Below are 17,455 nucleotides of genomic sequence, written 5' to 3'. Positions count from 1 at the left end.
ATTTATACTATTAATATCTGAATTATATGGGGGAATGTTGGAGATGTCAATGAGAGGTCAACTTACGTATCCAGAGATTAGTTCGCAAGCGGAAGCACTTGCTGCAGCATGGAAACAGCTAGATGTGCAAGTCGATTGGCTGAATAAATATATTGGAAATCCTTCTTATGATGAAGTTGTGTTCATTGGCTCGGGCTCTTCGTACTATCAAGCGTTGACAATGGCAGTGACTTTCCGCAAATGGACAGGACGCGTCGCAACCGCGTATCCTTCTTCAGAAATTTTCTTATTCCGTGATCAGACAGTTGCAGCAAATCGCAAAATATTGTTAGTAGGTGTATCGCGCTCGGGGGAATCAACAGAAGTCATATTAGCTTTGAAATCCGTAGCTCACTTATCAAATTGGGATACATGTGGCATTACTTGTTATGAAGACTGTACGATGGCGCAAATCTCTGAATGCTTGATCTCTCCACTTGGCAAAGAGAAAAGTACAGTCATGACGAAATCTCTCGCATCGATGACGTTCTTGATGCAAGCTGCGATTGCGAAAGTGTCAGGTGAGCAGCAATGGGTCGATGAGATGGAAGCGGTGCTTGAGCAAGACGAGGCGGTAGTGCGTGAAGCGGATGCACTCGTGAAGCCATTTATAGAAGGAAAAGATTTTAAAAAGTTCGTATACCTGGGTATGGGGGCATATGGTGGGCTGGCGATGGAGGCTTGTCTCAAGCTGAAAGAAATGTCCTATGTCTGGACAGAAAGCTATGGTACGATGGAGTTCCGTCATGGACCGAAGTCGATCGTTGAACCAGGCACGATTGTCTGCCTGCTCTTGTCGCAAACAGCGCGTGCATATGAGCTTAAAGTAGCGCAAGAGATGAAGGATTACGGTGCGGAAGTTATCTTAATTGCAGCTATTGCAGGCGAAGATACAGCATTCGCTGATCTAGTTATTGAGGTAGGTCTTGCGCAAGTGAGCGATGAAGCACGCAGTGTACTTTACTTGCCAGCTGCTCAATACCTGGGTTACTATACAGCGTATGGATTAGGCTTAAACCCGGATGAACCGCGCAACTTAACTCAAGTCGTGCAAATTTAATCAATTAAATCAAGTTGGAGTGACTGAACAATGAACGATACTCCTTCCTCTAAAGGGGATATTAGACGTACACAGATGATGAACCTGCTTAAGCAGCAGGGAAAGATAACAATTACTGAGATTATTGAACGATTCGACGTATCGGAAGCGACTGCGCGTCGTGATTTGGATCTATTAGATCGTAAGGGTGAGCTGATTCGAACGATTGGTGGAGCCCTTTACGAAGGAATGTCTACAGTTCGTGAAGTCGCTTTTTCTGAGAAGAGCCAAAAGTTATGGCTTGAGAAAGAAGCGGTTGCTCGCAAAGCAAGTGAGCTCATTGAAGAAGGGGACAGCATTTGCCTTTCGGGTGGGACGACTACTTATTTAATTGCGAAGCAGCTTAAATCACGTCAAGGGATTACCGTTGTCACGAATGCTGTTAACATCGCGATGGAACTTGCAGATAGTGAAGGTATTCAAGTTGTTGTCATCGGTGGTGTGATGCGTGCGAAGAACTTTGAACTGTGTGGGCCGCTTGCAGAGAAAACGATTGAACATATTAATATCGGCAAAATGTTCCTTGGCATCGATGGGTTCAACATCCAGCAAGGAATTAGTACTTACTCGGAGCTTGAAGCGCAGACCGCACGAATGCTCATGAATCGAGCGCTTCAGACAATCGCTGTACTCGATCATACGAAGGTTGGAAAAGCATCGCTATTCTCCATTGCACCGCTTACTTCGCTTTATGGATGTATCTGCGATAAGCCATTTGATGAACCGACAACTGCTTACATGAACGAACATGGTATTCAAGCCATAATCGCTGATCAGACACCGGCTATCTTGAGGTAGTGAAGGTCAGATGTGTACATTACTTTTCGAATCTTCTCGAAAAGGATGTACATGTCTGCCTTTTTTGTGCCTTTTGCGGTATAATCCAATAATGAGTTTGTGAGACAGAATAGGAGGGGAAGTATGCTCTTTCGAAATAAATCTTTTCTTGTGCTTATGATTGGGGAGCTTGTCGGTGGTATTGGGCTGTGGCTTAGCATTATCGGCAACTTGCAATTCATGAAGCATCTTGTTTCATCTGACTTTCTGAAATCTCTGATATTGATGGTAGGTTTACTAGCTTCCGTTGTACTATTACCATTAATAGGAAGATGGATTGACAGTACGAATAAGAAGACGGTGTTATTGACAGCTAATTTCGTGCGTGTCTTATCGCCGCTGTGTATGTTTCCGGCTCTAATGCTTGATTCAATCCCATGGATGATTGCGTCACTTGTATTGATGCAAGTGTCGGGTGCAGCTTATTTTCCATCAGTTAGAACGACGATCCCTTTACTTATACAGAAGGATCAATTGTTGTCGGCGAATACGATCCATATGAATATTACGACCATCTCTCGCATTGCAGGGACGGCAGTCGCAGGTGTGATGGTAGCCCAGCTCAGCTTAATGACGAACTATGTAAGTGCTTTCATTGTTTTTGTCATTTTGTTCGGTTTGAACTGCTTGATTCAGATTCCGAAGCAGACAGAAGATCCTGTTGTTAAAGCATCGGGTCCGAAGGAAAAAATGCGCTTCTCAGAAGTGTTTACTTTAATTAAAACCGAACGTGCCGTCCTTGTCGGCTTGGTTTCAGCAGGGATGCTGAACTTCTTCTTTGGTGGATTTAACCTACTCATTCTCTCGTTTAGTGAAGTGCAGCAGTCCGATCTTATAATGGGGTTGGTTTACACGGTTGAGGGAGTTAGTATTCTAATCGCAGGTTTCTTCGTTAAGAAAGTGATCGGCAAGACGAACTTAGTATTAGGCTCATCCCTATTATTACTCGTATTTGCGGTATCCCAGTTCTTCATGTCCTTCGCACACTCTGCAGTTAGCGTATTAGGAGGATTTGTCATATTCGGCTTTGCTGTTGCGTTCTTCTTCCCGATGGTGACAACGATATTCCAACGCCAAATTCCAAGTCACATGCAAGGTCGATTCTTCTCCTTTAAGGAAATGATTGATCGAGTATTGATGCAGTTGGCCTTACTTGCGACGGGTGCAATTCTCGATTTGTTCGGAACGCCATGGTACTTGTACATCATGATGATTCTATCGCTTATCATTGGCGTATTTACAACCTTCGAGACGAAGCGGCATAAGCTGGATGTTCGGCAGAATGAAACAAACGCTGCACGTAAGCCGGCAGGCGAGAAAGCTGCTGTTACCGGTTAGTACAACGTTTGAGAAGTGCATAATTTAATGTTGATGCTGCTCACTTGGCGCAGTTTCAGCTGGCGCTAACAATTCCGATATTTTTGCAAAATGATGCTGCTGGGCGAGTTCCGGCAGCTTTGTTTTTAATACGTTTGCTGTAATATTACCGCCTACACCGACATGCCCAATTGCAATGCAAGTCGAACTCGTCTCCAGGCGTTTGGCAATCTCATTCATTTGCTTCAGTACATGACCTGTCGTATGGACATCGTCGAGGAACACTTGATTTTCCAAGCATCGGACACCGACTTCTTTGGCAGTCTGACAGACGATACTACGGTAATTCGTATGACTGTCGATGAAGAATAAATTGCGCTTCTTACATTCTTCCAGGATAATTCGCATAATGCGAGCGTCTCCCGTAATTTTAGAACCCATGTGATTGTTAATTCCAACGGCATGAGGAACTTCATCAATAGCGAGATTAATCCGCTTGCGAACTTCGTCATCTGATAAATTTACAGTAATGGCACCAGGTCCAAGCCAACTGCTCTTTCCGCTCTTGGCCTCCATTGGCATATGCACAATGACTTCCTTGCCGGCAGCGTATGCAGCTTCGGCATCTTGCTTTGTAGTAGGAAGAAAAGGCATGACGGCGATTGTGATGTTATAGGGAAGACCAATAATCTCAGGTGTACCTTTCATGTTATTGCCAAAATCATCAATAATAATGGCGGCAGATTTCACGGCTTTCTGGGTAGGGGCAGCATGAGCATATGTATTCATTCCTGAGCTCAGGGTACTGATGAGCACGCTTGCCACTAATGCAGCCAATCGGATAGATCCATTTATTTTCATAACAAAAAAACACCTCCATTACGTTAATATGGAGGTGTTTGCTATTTTGTATGCATTTATTTCATACGAAGTGCTTGTAAGAACGCTTCGACAGGTTGCGCGCCGCTGACTGCATATTTACCATCAATAACGAAGAATGGAGCTTGTGAGATACCTAGCTCGAATGTCTTCTGAATATCGAGGTCAATTTCCTTCAGACGAACATCCGGTCCGATAAAGTCAGCAATGTATTCGGGATCAAGTCCCGCTTGCTTACCGATCTCGAGCAACACTTCTTTGTTGCCAATATCTTTGCCTTCTGCAAAGTAAGCACGATCAATCGCTTCAACGACTTGAACTTTCATATGTGGTGGTGCAAGAGTAATCATTTGGTGAGACATAAGAGTGTGTGGGGAAAGCTCTACCTTATCAAAGTTAAATTCAAGGCCGCACATTTCACCAACACGTGTAACTTGTTCAATGGCTGCGTTGTAATTTTCCTCGCCACCCATTTTTTCAGTCAACATCGGTTTAAAAGGCACGCCTTCTGCTGGGGTAAGTGGATCTAAGAAAAAAGCATGTAAACGGATTTCAACAGGCTCACCGAGTTGATCTACGGCATCATTAAGATTTTTAATACCGATTCGGCACCAAGGACAAATCGTATCGTGGAATACTTCGACTACTTTCATCTTATAACATGCTCCTTTCAAGTTAAAAACTACTTATAGTCTTATTATAACGGACTTGTCAATGAGTTGACTCGCTCTCGTTTTTTTTGCATGATTAGAAGAGACTGATTTTCTTGGAGGTACTTGCCCGTGACGACGGAACAAATCATTTCGCTGATGTCCCAGCAAGGGCTGCGGATTACAGAGCAAAGACGAACACTTGCTGATTTATTTGCTGGAACAGATAACTACTTAACTCCGAAAGATGTTTATGAACATATGGCCCAGAAATATACAGGGCTTAGCTTTGATACGGTATACCGCAATTTACGCATTATGAACGATATGAATGTGCTGGAGCAGTTCGTGTTTGAAGATGGCATTAAATTCCGTGCCCACTGCCAAGAACATCACCACCACCATCATCTGATCTGTTTGCATTGCGCGCGTACGATTCCGTTTGTGTATTGTCCGATGGATGGGGCATCTGGGATTCCAGACGATTTTGCCGTCGTGAAACATAAATTTGAGGTCTATGGCTACTGTAAGGATTGTCAGTCATGAAAAAGGTTCTGCAAGGACCGGTACATTTCTACCGAAGGTTCATCTCACCTTTAAAACCGCCTACATGCCGATTCTACCCGAGCTGTTCGGAATATGCCCTAGTAGCCTTAGAAGAGCATGGGGCGCTTAAGGGGAGCTGGCTGACGGTCGTACGGCTATGTAAGTGCCATCCGTTCCATCCTGGAGGTATTGATCATGTACCGCCGGGGAAGAAGAGTAAATCTCTTGAACAGATGAGCGACAGTAATGGATAGTTGAATGTGACAAGAAGAGGCATCACCCGAAAGCTGTTAGCAGCTCTTGAGTGATGCCTCTTATTATTATTTTTAATAAATGTATTGTGACTATAAATCAGCCATGCGGACTAATTTCTTCGAAACTGCAAGCAATACGAAACCGAGAACAATTGCCAAGAGGCCAATGACAGAGAATACACTGAAGAAACCTAATTCCTTGATGCGGGAAGCGAATAGTCCACCCACAATGTTCGCGATACCCGTACTCGATAGCCATACTCCCATAAGAAGAGATGTTAGCTTGAGTGGTGCAATCTTATTCACCAGGGATAATCCTACAGGTGATAAGAACAGTTCTCCGACTGTATGGAAGAAATAAGTGCCGACGATGAACATAATGTTCGCTTTTTGCACAATGTTGTTCGTGTCGCTACCTGTTTTCATAATGGCAATAAGTATAACCATGTAACCTACACCGAGTAGAATCATACCAATACCCATCTTAGTTGGAATACTGATGTCGCCACGCTTACGATTAGATAATTTAATCCATAACATCGATACGAGCGGTGCGAGAAGAATAATTAACATCGGGTTAATCGATTGGAACCAAGTTGTAGGTACTTCCCAACCGAAGATGGTTTTGTCGATAAAATGTTTGGTATATAACGTAAGTGAACTTCCCGCTTGTTCGAAACCAGCCCAGAAGAAGACGACAAAGCCGGTAATGATAAGGATAACAGTCGTGCGTTGTTTCTCCTTTTTCGTTAGCGGAGCGTTAGCTGCCTTTTCAGAAGTACTCTTATCGGAAGTCTTCGACACATTCATCTGACTTGTCGGTACTGTTCCGATGTCACCTAAGTAACGCGGGGCTAACAGGTTAAAGATGATTTGACCGACAATCATCCCGATACAAGAAGCTAAGAATCCATATTTATAACCGTAGGTAATCGTATCCATGAAGCTTGTCTTGAACAGGGATTCGGCTAAGAATCCAACCACGAGTGGTGAAATAAGGCCACCGACGTTAATTCCCATATAGAAGATCGTATAGGCGGAGTCGATACGCTTGTCTCCTTTTGGATAAAGCTCACCAACTAGTGTTGAAATGTTCGGTTTGAAGAAGCCGTTACCGATAATGATGAGTCCAAGTCCGATGTAGAGGGCTGTTGTACTCTGAGAGAGAAATAGGGCAAGGTTACCGATTGCAATTGCGATACCACCGATCGTAATCGCTTTGCGACGCCCTAGAAACCTGTCTGTTAAGTATCCGCCGAGTAACGGGGTGAAATAACAGGCACCAGTGAAAAACCCGTATATCAGAGTAGCTGAGCTATCAGAGAAACCGAGTCCTCCACTGATAAATGTTGTTGTTAAGTAAAGAACCAGCATGGCACGAAGGCCGTAGTAGCTGAACCGTTCCCACATTTCAGTAAAGAATAGTACGTATAGACCCGGCGGGTGTTTTTTCTTATTTGATGGAGTTGATGCATCTAAGTTGACGGTCGTCATGTTGTTTCCTCCTCTTGGTGTCGAAGTGTCTCTTTAGGATATTAGTTCATTAGCGCACTAAAATCAAAACAGTTGTATATAAAAGCTTAGTTGTTTTGTCGTTCTTACGTCAAGGACAATCACCACATGTATGATGATTAAAATATTACTTTGTAGTTAATATATGGATTTTATATATTTTGCAATTGACTGTTATTCCATGCAGGTTCCATCCAGGGTAAATGATGGATTGGCTCGGACATAACGCGTTACTTGCGAGAATATAATGCTAGTGATGATAGAAAGGAGATGATTCGTATGATTTATGCACAACCTGGAAGTCCAGATAGTAAGGTGACATTTCGTAGTCGTTATCACAACTACATTGGTGGAGAGTGGGTTCCTCCTGTTAAAGAACAGTATTTCTCGAATCCGTCGCCGGTAAACGGCAAAAATTTCTGTGAAGTACCACGCTCGACAGCTGAAGATATTGAGAAAGCACTCGATGCCGCACATGCTGCGAAAGCGTCATGGGGACGGACGACACCTGCTGAACGCTCGATCTTACTGAATAAGATCGCAGATCGGATGGAAGCGAATCTTGAGATGCTTGCTGTTGCAGAAACATGGGACAATGGAAAGCCGATTCGGGAATCACTTGCTGCGGATTTGCCGCTTGCCATTGACCATTTCCGTTACTTCGCCGGAGTTATTCGTGCACAGGAAGGTTCAATTGGAGAGCTAAATCCGAACACAGTAGCCTATCATTTCCATGAACCGCTCGGCGTAGTCGGACAGATTATTCCGTGGAACTTCCCTTTGCTCATGGCAACATGGAAGCTTGCACCTGCACTTGCTGCGGGCAATTGTGTGGTGATTAAGCCAGCCGAACAGACACCAGCAAGTATCTTGGTCTGGGCAGAACTTGTTGCGGACTTATTGCCACCAGGTGCGGTCAATATTGTAAACGGTTTCGGGATTGAAGCAGGTAAGCCGCTTGCATCAAGTAAACGAGTTGCCAAAGTGGCTTTCACAGGTGAAACCACCACTGGCCGACTCATTATGCAGTATGCTTCCGATAACATTATTCCTGTAACGCTTGAGCTTGGCGGTAAGTCGCCGAATATCTTCTTCGAAGATGTGTTTGCACACGATGATGCTTTTGCGGATAAAGCGCTAGAGGGCTTTACGATGTTCGCGCTCAACCAAGGGGAAGTGTGTACGTGTCCATCGCGTGCGCTCATTCAGCAAAGCTTCTACTCCGATTTCTTGGATGCAGCTGTGAAACGGACACGCTTAGTGAAGCAAGGTAATCCGCTTGATACGGATACGATGATCGGTGCCCAAGCTTCGAAGGATCAATTGGAGAAAATCATGTCCTACATCGAGCTTGGTAAGCAAGAAGGTGCTGAGCTGCTGACTGGTGGCGAGCGTAACATATTAACTGGCGATTTAGCTGATGGGTATTATGTGACGCCGACAATTTTTACAGGAAATAATAAAATGCGCATTTTCCAAGAAGAAATATTCGGTCCTGTCGTCTCAGTGACGTCGTTCCAAGACCAAGAAGAAGCGCTTGGAATTGCTAATGATACGCTCTATGGACTTGGTGCAGGGGTATGGACGCGGGATATGAACCGTGCATATAGACTCGGACGAGGTATTGAAGCGGGTCGCGTATGGGTAAACTGCTATCATGATTATCCAGCTCATGCAGCATTCGGCGGCTACAAGCACTCGGGTATTGGACGTGAGAATCACAAGATGATGCTGGATCACTATCAGCAGACGAAGAACTTACTTGTGAGCTACAGTCCAAGTGCACTCGGTTTCTTCTAAGGCGAGGCGAGCCGATGGAGAAGGAGAAAGAGCAGGCTATAGTTGCGAAGGTGCTCGTAACCGATGAAGCTGCAGCACTTATTCTGAAGCTCAAAGCACAGCATGGTGCGCTTATGTTTCATCAATCAGGCGGTTGCTGTGATGGTAGTGCACCAATGTGCTTTCCAGCAGGTGAGTTTCGAGTAGGGGATCAGGATGTGTATTTGGGACATATTGCGACAACACCGTTCTATATCGGGGCTGCACAATATGAGCTCTGGAAACATACCCAGCTTACTATTGATATCGTTCCCGGACGAGGAGCGGGTTTTTCATTAGAAAGTCCTGAAGGCTTTCGATTTCTGACAAGATCGCGACCTTTTAAAGAGGAAGAACTTGCTATTCTTGGCCTGTTATCGACTTGACAATCGAGGTGCGATTTCGTTATATTTTTGAGTATATGGATATTTCATGTTCAATGAACGGATAAGTACTTGTGGACGCCTATTACAGAGAGCCGGTGGATGCTGAAAGCTGGTATAGGAAGATACTTGGAAAATGGTCCCGGAGAACATACTTTCGAGCTGATGAATCGAGTGAGGGAGTATCGCCTTTCCAGCGTTAACGGAAAAGTCGTAGGACTTACTGAGCCTTACTCTCGCAAGAGGTAGGGGAAACTGGGTGGTAACGCGTGAGTAACAGCTCTCGCCCCAATATGGGCGGGGGCTTTTTGTGTTCTCTCATTGCAACATGGGTACATCTATTCAAGGAGGGTCTTAACATGTCAACGAATAGCAAATCGTTCTACCTTACAACACCAATTTATTACCCAAGCGCGAAGCTGCATATTGGTCATGCGTATACAACCGTAGCAGGTGATGCTATGGCTCGATATAAGCGTCTTCGTGGCTATGAAGTGATGTACCTGACAGGTACGGATGAGCATGGTCAGAAGATTGAGCGCAAAGCGCAAGAGAAAGGCGTTACGCCGCAGCAATTCGTAGATGAAATCGTAGCAGGGATTAAGGAATTGTGGTCCAAGCTCGACATCTCGTATGATGATTTCATTCGTACTACGGATGAGCGTCATAAGACGGTTGTTCAGAAAATTTTCAAGCAGTTCATGGACCAAGGTGACATTTATCTGGGTACGTATAAAGACTGGTACTGTACATCATGCGAGTCTTTCTTTACAGAAGCGAAGCTTGTAGATGGCAAATGCCCAGATTGCGGCGGACCTGTAGAGATTGTCGAAGAGGAATGCTATTTCTTCAGAATGAGCAAATACGCAGATCGTCTTCTAGCGTATTATGAAGCAAACCCGAACTTTATCCAACCGGAATCTCGTAAGAATGAGATGATCAACAACTTCATTAAGCCGGGTCTTGAAGATTTAGCAGTATCCCGCAGCACGTTCGATTGGGGCGTTAAAGTTCCAGGTGATGCGAAGGCTGTTATTTATGTATGGATCGATGCATTATCGAACTATATTACAGCACTAGGATACGGTACAGACAACGACGAGAAATTCCGCAAGTTCTGGCCGGCTAACGTTCATTTGATGAGTAAGGAAATTGTACGTTTCCACACGATTTACTGGCCGATTATGCTGATGGCGCTTGATCTGCCGCTTCCGAATCAAGTGTTCGCTCATGGTTGGTTACTCATGAAAGACGGCAAAATGTCCAAGTCTAAAGGTAACGTTGTTGACCCTGTAACATTGATCGACCGCTATGGACTTGATGCACTTCGTTACTACTTGCTTCGTGAAGTTCCATTTGGTTCTGATGGTACCTTCACTCCTGAGAACTTCGTAGAGCGTGTGAATCATGATCTTGCGAACGATCTAGGCAACCTGCTTAACCGTACAATGGTGATGATGGACAAGTATTTCGAAGGTAAAGTACAGCCACTAGTAGAAAACGCGACAGAGTTTGATGCAAGCTTGATCGCTTTAGCTAACGAAACCGTTGCGAAGTATGAAGAGGCCATGGAGAACATGGAATTCTCCGTAGCACTATCTGCTGTATGGTCATTCATCGGTCGTACGAATAAATACATCGATGAGACGCAGCCATGGGTGCTTGCGAAGGATGAGTCCAAGAAAGATATTCTTGGTTCTGTGATGTACGTGCTGGCAGAATGCCAACGTATCTCCTCCGTGTTGCTTCAGCCGTTCTTGACGCGCACGCCACAATTAATGTGGCAATCCCTAGGGGTTGATGGACAAGCTGAACTAACAGCTTGGGATAGTGTTCAAGCATTCGGAGCATTCCCAGTAGGCACGCAAACTCGTAAGGCTGATCCGATGTTCCCACGTCTTGATGTAGCTGCGGAAGTGGCTTATATTGCTGGTGCAATGACAGGTGGAACAGCACCTGCTGTGACGGAAGAAGCAGCTGCACCAGCTAAGGAAGTATCTGAACCATCTGTACCTCTTAAAGAGGAGATCGGGATTGACGACTTCATGAAGGTTGATCTGCGTGTAGCTCAAGTACTAGCTGCTGAGCCTGTAAAAGGTGCTGACAAGCTGCTTAAGCTGCAATTGGATCTTGGCTTTGAGCAACGTCAAGTCGTGTCTGGTATTGCGAAGTTCTACAAGCCAGAAGAACTAGTAGGACGCAAAGTGATCTGTGTAACGAATTTGAAGCCAGTGAAGCTTCGTGGTGAGATGTCACAAGGTATGATCCTTGCAGCATCAGAAGGCGACCAGCTTACACTTGCTACAGTGCCGGACGCTATGCCGAACGGCGCGGTTGTGAAGTAATCATTTGTTTGAAAATAAATAGGGCAGCTCCATCCGTAAGTAACTTACGTGAGGGGCGCCCTTTTTCTTGCATGTAAGAATGTGTGTATTAAAGAGCGTGTTCAAAAAGTTAACGAAAGAGAAAAGAGCAACTGTAGGAGCGTAGCGTCCGCCTTTGAAATCATGAAAATACCATAAAATAAATTCAAAATTCATGATTGAGACTCACAGGATTTTTGTGGAAAGCCACATCGTAAGCATTAGTTGTTCTTTTCTCTGCAGTGACCCACTTTTTGAACACGCTCTTAAAGTGGCGTACTCGACGCTAAAAACTTGGTTCGTTCACTCGACACTTTGTCGAGGAAAGCGAATGTGTTCTTGAAATACGCTTTGGACTGTGATTGGTGAATCATCTCATGCTCGCCACCTTGAACAATCCATTTGTCAGAAAGAGGGGACTTCTGGTTTGCTGCAAGCTTTTCGATGACACCATAAGGTGCTAATTGATCCTTGTCGCCGTGAATGAAGTAGATCGGCATGTTATACGAATGTGCCATCACTTGTTTATAAGGAATATCCCGCATATTGATTCCATCAATGAGGGAGGAGAACAATTGAATGAGGGGTACAGATGGATATTTGGGTAAATTCGCTAGTCGCTTGATGTTGCTAGATAACGTATCAGAACTAAGGATGAAGGTACTGTCTAGAATCATCCCGTCAATATTCGGCTGGCTAAGCGCCGTCTGTAGCGCAGTGCCTGCACCCATAGAGTAGCCCCATACGTACACTTGCTCCATGCCGCGTTCTTTCAGGAATTCAATCGCTCCTGCAAGCTCTTTGGACTCTTGTAGACCACCTGTCATAAGTCTCGTGCTGCCTGCAGTTGCGTAGCTGTAATCGAACATGAGCACGTTGTAACCGCGGTTATGCATTTCCTTGGCAATCGTGTAGGTTGGCACCCAAGGGGCTGCACGATTTTCCCCATAACCATGAGAGAAGACGATGCTTTTCTTGGATTTTACTGCTGGGATCAACCATCCATCTAGATGTGTCATCCCGTTGGAACTAGCAAATGAGACATCTTCATACGATAAACCGAGTTTCTGCATGGGGTTTGAAGGCAATGGTACGATGTCAGGTCTAGCTAAGAATAGTGCCACATAGGCATGGAACGCGATAACCGCGCTAAAGATTAAGAGTGAAAGGGTAATGAGAATGTTGCGTAACACTTTCCGTTTACGTGGTTGAGGTGTTGGAATCTCAGTATGAATTCGACCGGGCAATGTTTGCGGGATCGTATAGGGTGACAAGGATGTTGTTGACATAGGATTCCACCTCATTTCTGATCTTAAGTGTATTCCTAATGTTAGTTTGATAGCGCTTACAAGTCAATGGATATGCGAAAAACGTAAACTTTTGTAAACGAGCTGTAACATTGATCCGAATGGATGTAACATACAATATTTGCTAGACAAAAAAAGGACGCACCCGCCTTTTGAGCATGGTGCGTCCCTTTTTAGTACTATGAACTGTAGAAGATTGTCGTGTGGAACGATGTCATTTCATCGGATAAATTCTCGTAAATATGCGGTCGATCTGCTGAGAAGTGAATGGCACTACCTTCATTAATGATATAGGACTCTTGATCGATTGTAAGTTTCAGCTTCCCTTTTACAAGTAATAAATACTCTTCAACACCTTCGTTATGTGCCTCAGATTCATGCTTGCAGTATGGATCAATCTCCACTTTATAAATCTCGAATTTCTTCTGTTGGTTAAAAGGAAACACAGGATACGCGCGATATTCGCCGTCTTCCTCTCCAAAAGGTGTTAAATCTTCGATGTGTACGACCGATACGGTAGGCTCTTCATTTTCAATTAAAGAAGTAAATGAAATATGTAGTCCGTTTACGATTTTCCAAAGTACCGAGATCGTCGGGTTGGAATCGCCACGTTCGATTTGACCCAGCATCGCTTTACTTACACCGGTTAGTTCGGCAACTTGATCGAGGCTTAAAGAGCGGGATTTACGAACGGCAAGTAAGTTACGACCGATTTTTTTGTGAATTTGTTCTGTCTCCATCTTATCCTCCGTTTATGATCTATAGAATTCTCTATCAAATATTTTAACAGATATTTTATGTTAGTAAGTGTTTTTTGTGCGTGATAAATAACTATGTACATTATAACATACATATGTATAATATAGTGTATAAATGAGATTTTGAGTAGGAGTGACTATGATGAGTCGGATGATGATGGGTTTGGTTAAGGATGTACGCGGTCCTGGAGCAACTCTTATGGAAGTGCCTGTCCCAACCTGTGGACCGAATGAAGTTCTGGTTCGAGTGAAAGCGTCTTCAATTTGCGGAACGGACGTACATATATATAAGTGGGATGCTTGGGCGGAGAATACGGTTGTTACACCGAATGTATTCGGGCATGAGTTTGCGGGTATTGTTGAAGAGGTGGGCAGTCAGGTCACAACAGTGAAGATTGGCGACCACGTATCAGGTGAAGGTCATATTGTATGTGGGAACTGTAAAGCTTGTCGTACAGGTAAAGCGCATGTATGTCCGAATACGAAGAGCTTTGGAATTACAGTTCCGGGTTGTTTCGGAGAATATGCCGTCTTGCGTGAAAGTAATGTCATTCATAATCGCAAAGAACTGCCATTCGAGATCGCATGTTTGCAAGATCCTCTTGGCAACGCGGTTCAGACGGTTCTATCCGGTGATATTGTTGGTAAAAGCGTAGCTGTGATCGGTGTTGGTCCGATTGGTCTAATGGCGGTTGCTGTTGCAAAGGCATGTGGAGCGGGACTTGTGATGGCAATTGATATTAATCCTTATCGCTTGGAACTTGCAAAGCAAATGGGTGCTGATGTGATTATCAACAGTCGCGAAGTATCCATGGTCGATGCGATTCGTGACTATACGGATGGTGAGGGTGCGGAAGTCGTACTTGAGATGTCAGGACATCCAGTTGCGATTCGTGATGGTTTTGAAGCTGCTGCGAACGCAGGGCGTGTATCTATGCTTGGTATTCCAACACAAGAGGTTTCACTGGACTTATCTCGTCATATTATTTTTAAAGGATTACGTATTGAAGGTATTACAGGTCGTAGAATGTATGATACTTGGTACCAAATGAAGGGCTTGATTGATCAGAAGCGAATTGATCTTAAACCACTTATTACACATCGCCTTAAGCTTGATCAGTATGAGGAAGGATTTGCACTCATGTCATCAGGAGAATGCGGTAAGATTGTATTTGAACATTAAAGATTGAACAGGATTTATAAGGGGGAACTCACATGGCAAGCTTTGATTACTTAAATGAAGAACTAGAGCTACTTAAAGAGCAAGGCAGATACCGTGATCTAAAGGTATGGGGCAGCGGTTCTAGCACATGGATGGAACTGAATGGTCGCAAAGTACTGCAAATGTCTTCCAACAACTATTTAGGACTTGCAGGACATCCGGATTTGAAAAAAGCAGCAATCGCGGCAATTGAAGAGTATGGCGTAGGCAGTGGTTCCGTTCGTACAATTACAGGAACACTTGCAATCCATGATCAACTTGAAAAAGAGCTTGCGGCGTTCAAAGGAACAGAAGCGGTACTGACGTTCCAATCGGGTTTCACGACGAACTCCGGCGTATTGTCTTCCATTTTGAATGAAGATGATGTTGTCATCAGCGATGAACTAAACCATGCAAGTATTATTGATGGTATTCGTCTGACGAAAGCAGCACGTCGTATTTTTGCTCATAAAGATATGAATCAATTAGAGGCGATTCTTAAAGAATCAGGGAACTTCAAGAAGCGCGTAGTTGTAACAGACGGTGTGTTCAGTATGGATGGCGACATTGCGCCGCTAACTGAAATTGTTGAGCTATGTGAAAAGTACGATGCGATTGTCTACGTAGATGATGCGCACGCAAGCGGTGTGCTTGGTAAACATGGTAAGGGTTCAACAGATCACTTCAACTTGCACGGACGTGTTCATATTCAAGTGGGTACATTGTCTAAAGCAATCGGTGTTGTTGGCGGTTATGTCGCTTGTTCGCAAGTGTTGAAGGACTACCTGATCCACAAAGCACGTCCATTCTTGTTCTCCACTTCGCAGACGCCAGCTGTTGCAGCTTCCTGCCTTGAAGCGGTCAACATGTTGAAACAAAGCGATGAGCTAATTGAGAAGTTGTGGAGCCATGCGAATTACTTCCGTAAAGCGCTTCAGGATGCAGGATTTGATACTGGCGCAAGTGAGACACCGATCATTCCGATTATCGTAGGTGAGCCTGCGAGAGCGAATCAGTTCTCGGATCGTCTGCTTGAGGAAGGCGTCTTCGCACAAGGAATTGTCTATCCGACAGTTGCCATGGATAAAGGCAGAGTGCGCTTAATCGTAACGGCTAGCCATACCGAAGAAGATTTAGCGTTCGCGCTTGAGAAGATTCTTAAAGTTGGAAAAGAATTTGGTTTGATTTAGTAGTCGGCATGAACACGGTATAACTGAATATTTATAAATGAGACGAGCGAATCTAGAGATAGATTCGTTCTTTTTATTGCTTTAGTATTCTTAATCGTAATATTAACGATTAGTATTGACAGTAAGATTATGCCCACTTATAATCAAATAGGAATCATTACGATTAAATAATAACGTGAATAAGAAAGGAACTACTCATGAAACGCAATTATTTTATTTTTACACTTCTTACAATCATGATGCTTGTCTTCGTGACAGGATGTGGTACGTCCAATAGAGCAAAACTTGCCGAAGATAAAATCAACGTCGTCACATCGTTCTACCCTTTATACGATTTTACGAAAAAGATTGGCGGCGAACATGTGAATGTCATCAACTTAGTACCTGCAGGTGTAGAGCCGCACCACTGGTCTCCGAAGAGTCGTGACATTAAGAATGTTACGGACTCTGACCTGTTTGTTTATCAAGGTGCTGGATTCGAGGGCTGGGTGGATGAATTCTTGAAATCACTTAGCAAAGATGCGAAAGTGAAGCCGCTAATGGCAAGTGAAGGCATCTCACTTATCGATGCTGACGGTCACTCCCATGACGATGGTCATGACCATGGCAAGGAAGAGGCACATGATCATCCCCACGAAGGTCACGACCACGGTAAAGAAGAAGAGAAGGCTCATGCCAATGATGGTCATGATCATGGAGTTGGACAATATGATCCACATGCATGGTTATCTGTAAAGAACTCCAAGAAAATGGCTGAGAATATCAAGAATCAGCTAGTTGCGATTGATGGTGCAAATAAAGCAGATTATGAAGCAAACTATGCAAAGCTTGCGAAGCAATTTGATGATCTAGATGCGAAATTCAAGGCTGAGATTGCAAAGACTGCTCGTAAAGACATCGTTGTCTCTCACCAAGCGTTCGGTTACCTTGCGCACGATTACGGTTTAACTCAGAAATCCATCATGGGACTAACAGCAGATGCAGAGCCAACTGCACAGCAAATGAAGGACATCAACAAGTTCATCCGTGACAATAATGTGACTTATATCTTCTTCGAGGAATTGGTTTCTGATAAATTAGCGAAGACTTTAGCCAATGACGCAGGCATCCAAACCTTGGTATTGAACCCTTTAGAGGGTCTTACGGAGGAACAATTAAACGCAGGGCAGGATTACTTCTCTGTTATGGAATTAAATTTGAATAATCTTCTCAAAGCATTACAATAGAGAGTAACAGTGACGAGTATCTTTTAAGAAAAGTTGATCATAGAGCGGAACGAAGTAGGAAAGATGCACTGGAGGA

The 17,455-nt window shown here is 44.1% G+C and carries 16 protein-coding genes; 11 read left to right on the top strand and 5 right to left on the bottom strand.

Going from position 1 to position 17,455, the window contains the following annotated elements; translation table 11 throughout:
- Positions 1 to 43 precede the first annotated feature (43 nt).
- From NV379_RS07270 to NV379_RS07260, 3 genes are all read left to right on the top strand, one after another.
- Positions 44 to 1,099, top strand: a complete 1,056-nt coding sequence (locus NV379_RS07270; RefSeq protein ID WP_258206619.1) for an SIS domain-containing protein — start codon at positions 44 to 46, stop codon at positions 1,097 to 1,099.
- Positions 1,100 to 1,129: 30 nt separating this feature from the next.
- Positions 1,130 to 1,936: a DeoR/GlpR family DNA-binding transcription regulator gene (locus NV379_RS07265; protein ID WP_258206618.1), complete on the top strand. Its 807-nt coding sequence runs from the start codon at positions 1,130 to 1,132 to the stop codon at positions 1,934 to 1,936.
- 123 nt (positions 1,937 to 2,059) lie between these two features.
- On the top strand, positions 2,060 to 3,313 hold the full coding sequence (locus NV379_RS07260) for an MFS transporter (protein WP_258206617.1): 1,254 nt from the start codon (positions 2,060 to 2,062) through the stop codon (positions 3,311 to 3,313).
- A gap of 24 nt (positions 3,314 to 3,337) precedes the next feature.
- Here NV379_RS07260 and NV379_RS07255 read toward each other — a convergent pair whose 3' ends face one another.
- Together NV379_RS07255 and NV379_RS07250 are read right to left on the bottom strand one after the other, a co-directional pair.
- Positions 3,338 to 4,153 carry a divergent polysaccharide deacetylase family protein gene (locus tag NV379_RS07255; protein WP_258206616.1) on the bottom strand — a complete coding sequence of 272 codons (816 nt, stop codon included), beginning with the start codon at positions 4,151 to 4,153 and terminating at the stop codon, positions 3,338 to 3,340.
- Positions 4,154 to 4,209: 56 nt separating this feature from the next.
- The gene (locus tag NV379_RS07250) at positions 4,210 to 4,824 is read right to left on the bottom strand and encodes a DsbA family oxidoreductase (protein WP_258206615.1); all 615 of its coding nucleotides are present in this window, start codon (positions 4,822 to 4,824) and stop codon (positions 4,210 to 4,212) included.
- A gap of 129 nt (positions 4,825 to 4,953) precedes the next feature.
- On the opposite strand from NV379_RS07250, the gene NV379_RS07245 reads away from it, so the two are divergent.
- Both NV379_RS07245 and yidD read left to right on the top strand, forming a co-directional pair.
- Positions 4,954 to 5,367 carry a Fur family transcriptional regulator gene (locus NV379_RS07245; protein ID WP_258206614.1) on the top strand — a complete coding sequence of 138 codons (414 nt, stop codon included), beginning with the start codon at positions 4,954 to 4,956 and terminating at the stop codon, positions 5,365 to 5,367.
- A complete protein-coding gene (gene yidD / locus NV379_RS07240) occupies positions 5,364 to 5,621 on the top strand; it encodes a membrane protein insertion efficiency factor YidD (protein ID WP_258206613.1) in 258 nt (85 codons plus the stop codon). The genes NV379_RS07245 and yidD overlap by 4 nt, the downstream gene beginning before the upstream one ends.
- A gap of 90 nt (positions 5,622 to 5,711) precedes the next feature.
- On the opposite strand, the gene NV379_RS07235 is transcribed toward yidD, so the two are convergent.
- Positions 5,712 to 7,115 carry a peptide MFS transporter gene (locus NV379_RS07235; protein ID WP_258206612.1) on the bottom strand — a complete coding sequence of 468 codons (1,404 nt, stop codon included), beginning with the start codon at positions 7,113 to 7,115 and terminating at the stop codon, positions 5,712 to 5,714.
- 297 nt (positions 7,116 to 7,412) lie between these two features.
- Between NV379_RS07235 and adh the strand changes: the two genes are divergently transcribed.
- The 3 genes from adh (at position 7,413) to metG (ending at position 11,679) form a co-directional block, all read left to right on the top strand.
- The gene (gene adh, locus NV379_RS07230) at positions 7,413 to 8,933 is read left to right on the top strand and encodes an aldehyde dehydrogenase (RefSeq protein ID WP_258206611.1); all 1,521 of its coding nucleotides are present in this window, start codon (positions 7,413 to 7,415) and stop codon (positions 8,931 to 8,933) included.
- A gap of 14 nt (positions 8,934 to 8,947) precedes the next feature.
- Positions 8,948 to 9,337 (top strand): DUF779 domain-containing protein, encoded by a 390-nt coding sequence (locus tag NV379_RS07225; protein WP_258206610.1) that lies wholly within the window; start codon positions 8,948 to 8,950, stop codon positions 9,335 to 9,337.
- Positions 9,338 to 9,627: 290 nt separating this feature from the next.
- Positions 9,628 to 11,679, top strand: a complete 2,052-nt coding sequence (metG, locus tag NV379_RS07220) for a methionine--tRNA ligase (protein WP_258206731.1) — start codon at positions 9,628 to 9,630, stop codon at positions 11,677 to 11,679.
- A gap of 284 nt (positions 11,680 to 11,963) precedes the next feature.
- Here metG and NV379_RS07215 read toward each other — a convergent pair whose 3' ends face one another.
- Together NV379_RS07215 and NV379_RS07210 are read right to left on the bottom strand one after the other, a co-directional pair.
- The gene (locus NV379_RS07215) at positions 11,964 to 12,986 is read right to left on the bottom strand and encodes an alpha/beta hydrolase (protein WP_258206609.1); all 1,023 of its coding nucleotides are present in this window, start codon (positions 12,984 to 12,986) and stop codon (positions 11,964 to 11,966) included.
- Between the two features lie 197 nt (positions 12,987 to 13,183).
- Positions 13,184 to 13,744 (bottom strand): helix-turn-helix domain-containing protein, encoded by a 561-nt coding sequence (locus tag NV379_RS07210; RefSeq protein WP_258206608.1) that lies wholly within the window; start codon positions 13,742 to 13,744, stop codon positions 13,184 to 13,186.
- Positions 13,745 to 13,904: 160 nt separating this feature from the next.
- Here NV379_RS07210 and tdh point away from each other — a divergent pair, with 160 nt between their 5' ends.
- The 3 genes from tdh to NV379_RS07195 all read left to right on the top strand — a co-directional run bounded on the left by tdh (position 13,905) and on the right by NV379_RS07195 (position 17,379).
- The gene (gene tdh / locus NV379_RS07205; protein WP_258206607.1) at positions 13,905 to 14,945 is read left to right on the top strand and encodes an L-threonine 3-dehydrogenase; all 1,041 of its coding nucleotides are present in this window, start codon (positions 13,905 to 13,907) and stop codon (positions 14,943 to 14,945) included.
- Between the two features lie 32 nt (positions 14,946 to 14,977).
- A complete protein-coding gene (locus NV379_RS07200; RefSeq protein ID WP_258206606.1) occupies positions 14,978 to 16,153 on the top strand; it encodes a glycine C-acetyltransferase in 1,176 nt (391 codons plus the stop codon).
- A 197-nt stretch (positions 16,154 to 16,350) separates the two neighbouring features.
- Complete coding sequence (locus NV379_RS07195; protein ID WP_258206605.1) at positions 16,351 to 17,379, top strand: metal ABC transporter substrate-binding protein; 1,029 nt, start codon at positions 16,351 to 16,353, stop codon at positions 17,377 to 17,379.
- The last annotated feature ends 76 nt before the right edge of the window (positions 17,380 to 17,455 follow it).

Origin of the sequence: Paenibacillus radicibacter, from assembly GCF_024721995.1 — a bacterium.
Lineage (GTDB): Bacteria > Bacillota > Bacilli > Paenibacillales > NBRC-103111 > Paenibacillus_AM > Paenibacillus_AM radicibacter.
This window is presented reverse-complemented; position numbering and strand designations above follow the sequence as displayed.

Bases quoted from the DNA above. Each gene is read 5' to 3' on its own strand.
- tdh (WP_258206607.1), top strand. From the start codon at position 13,905: ATGAGTCGGATGATGATGGGTTTGGTTAAGGATGTACGCGGTCCTGGA.
- NV379_RS07200 (WP_258206606.1), top strand. From the start codon at position 14,978: ATGGCAAGCTTTGATTACTTAAATGAAGAACTAGAGCTACTTAAAGAG.
- NV379_RS07255 (WP_258206616.1), bottom strand. From the start codon at position 4,153: ATGAAAATAAATGGATCTATCCGATTGGCTGCATTAGTGGCAAGCGTG.
- NV379_RS07235 (WP_258206612.1), bottom strand. From the start codon at position 7,115: ATGACGACCGTCAACTTAGATGCATCAACTCCATCAAATAAGAAAAAA.
- NV379_RS07215 (WP_258206609.1), bottom strand. From the start codon at position 12,986: ATGTCAACAACATCCTTGTCACCCTATACGATCCCGCAAACATTGCCC.
- NV379_RS07265 (WP_258206618.1), top strand. From the start codon at position 1,130: ATGAACGATACTCCTTCCTCTAAAGGGGATATTAGACGTACACAGATG.
- NV379_RS07260 (WP_258206617.1), top strand. From the start codon at position 2,060: ATGCTCTTTCGAAATAAATCTTTTCTTGTGCTTATGATTGGGGAGCTT.
- NV379_RS07250 (WP_258206615.1), bottom strand. From the start codon at position 4,824: ATGAAAGTAGTCGAAGTATTCCACGATACGATTTGTCCTTGGTGCCGA.
- NV379_RS07210 (WP_258206608.1), bottom strand. From the start codon at position 13,744: ATGGAGACAGAACAAATTCACAAAAAAATCGGTCGTAACTTACTTGCC.
- NV379_RS07270 (WP_258206619.1), top strand. From the start codon at position 44: ATGTCAATGAGAGGTCAACTTACGTATCCAGAGATTAGTTCGCAAGCG.
- NV379_RS07195 (WP_258206605.1), top strand. From the start codon at position 16,351: ATGAAACGCAATTATTTTATTTTTACACTTCTTACAATCATGATGCTT.
- metG (WP_258206731.1), top strand. From the start codon at position 9,628: ATGGGCGGGGGCTTTTTGTGTTCTCTCATTGCAACATGGGTACATCTA.
- adh (WP_258206611.1), top strand. From the start codon at position 7,413: ATGATTTATGCACAACCTGGAAGTCCAGATAGTAAGGTGACATTTCGT.
- yidD (WP_258206613.1), top strand. From the start codon at position 5,364: ATGAAAAAGGTTCTGCAAGGACCGGTACATTTCTACCGAAGGTTCATC.
- NV379_RS07225 (WP_258206610.1), top strand. From the start codon at position 8,948: ATGGAGAAGGAGAAAGAGCAGGCTATAGTTGCGAAGGTGCTCGTAACC.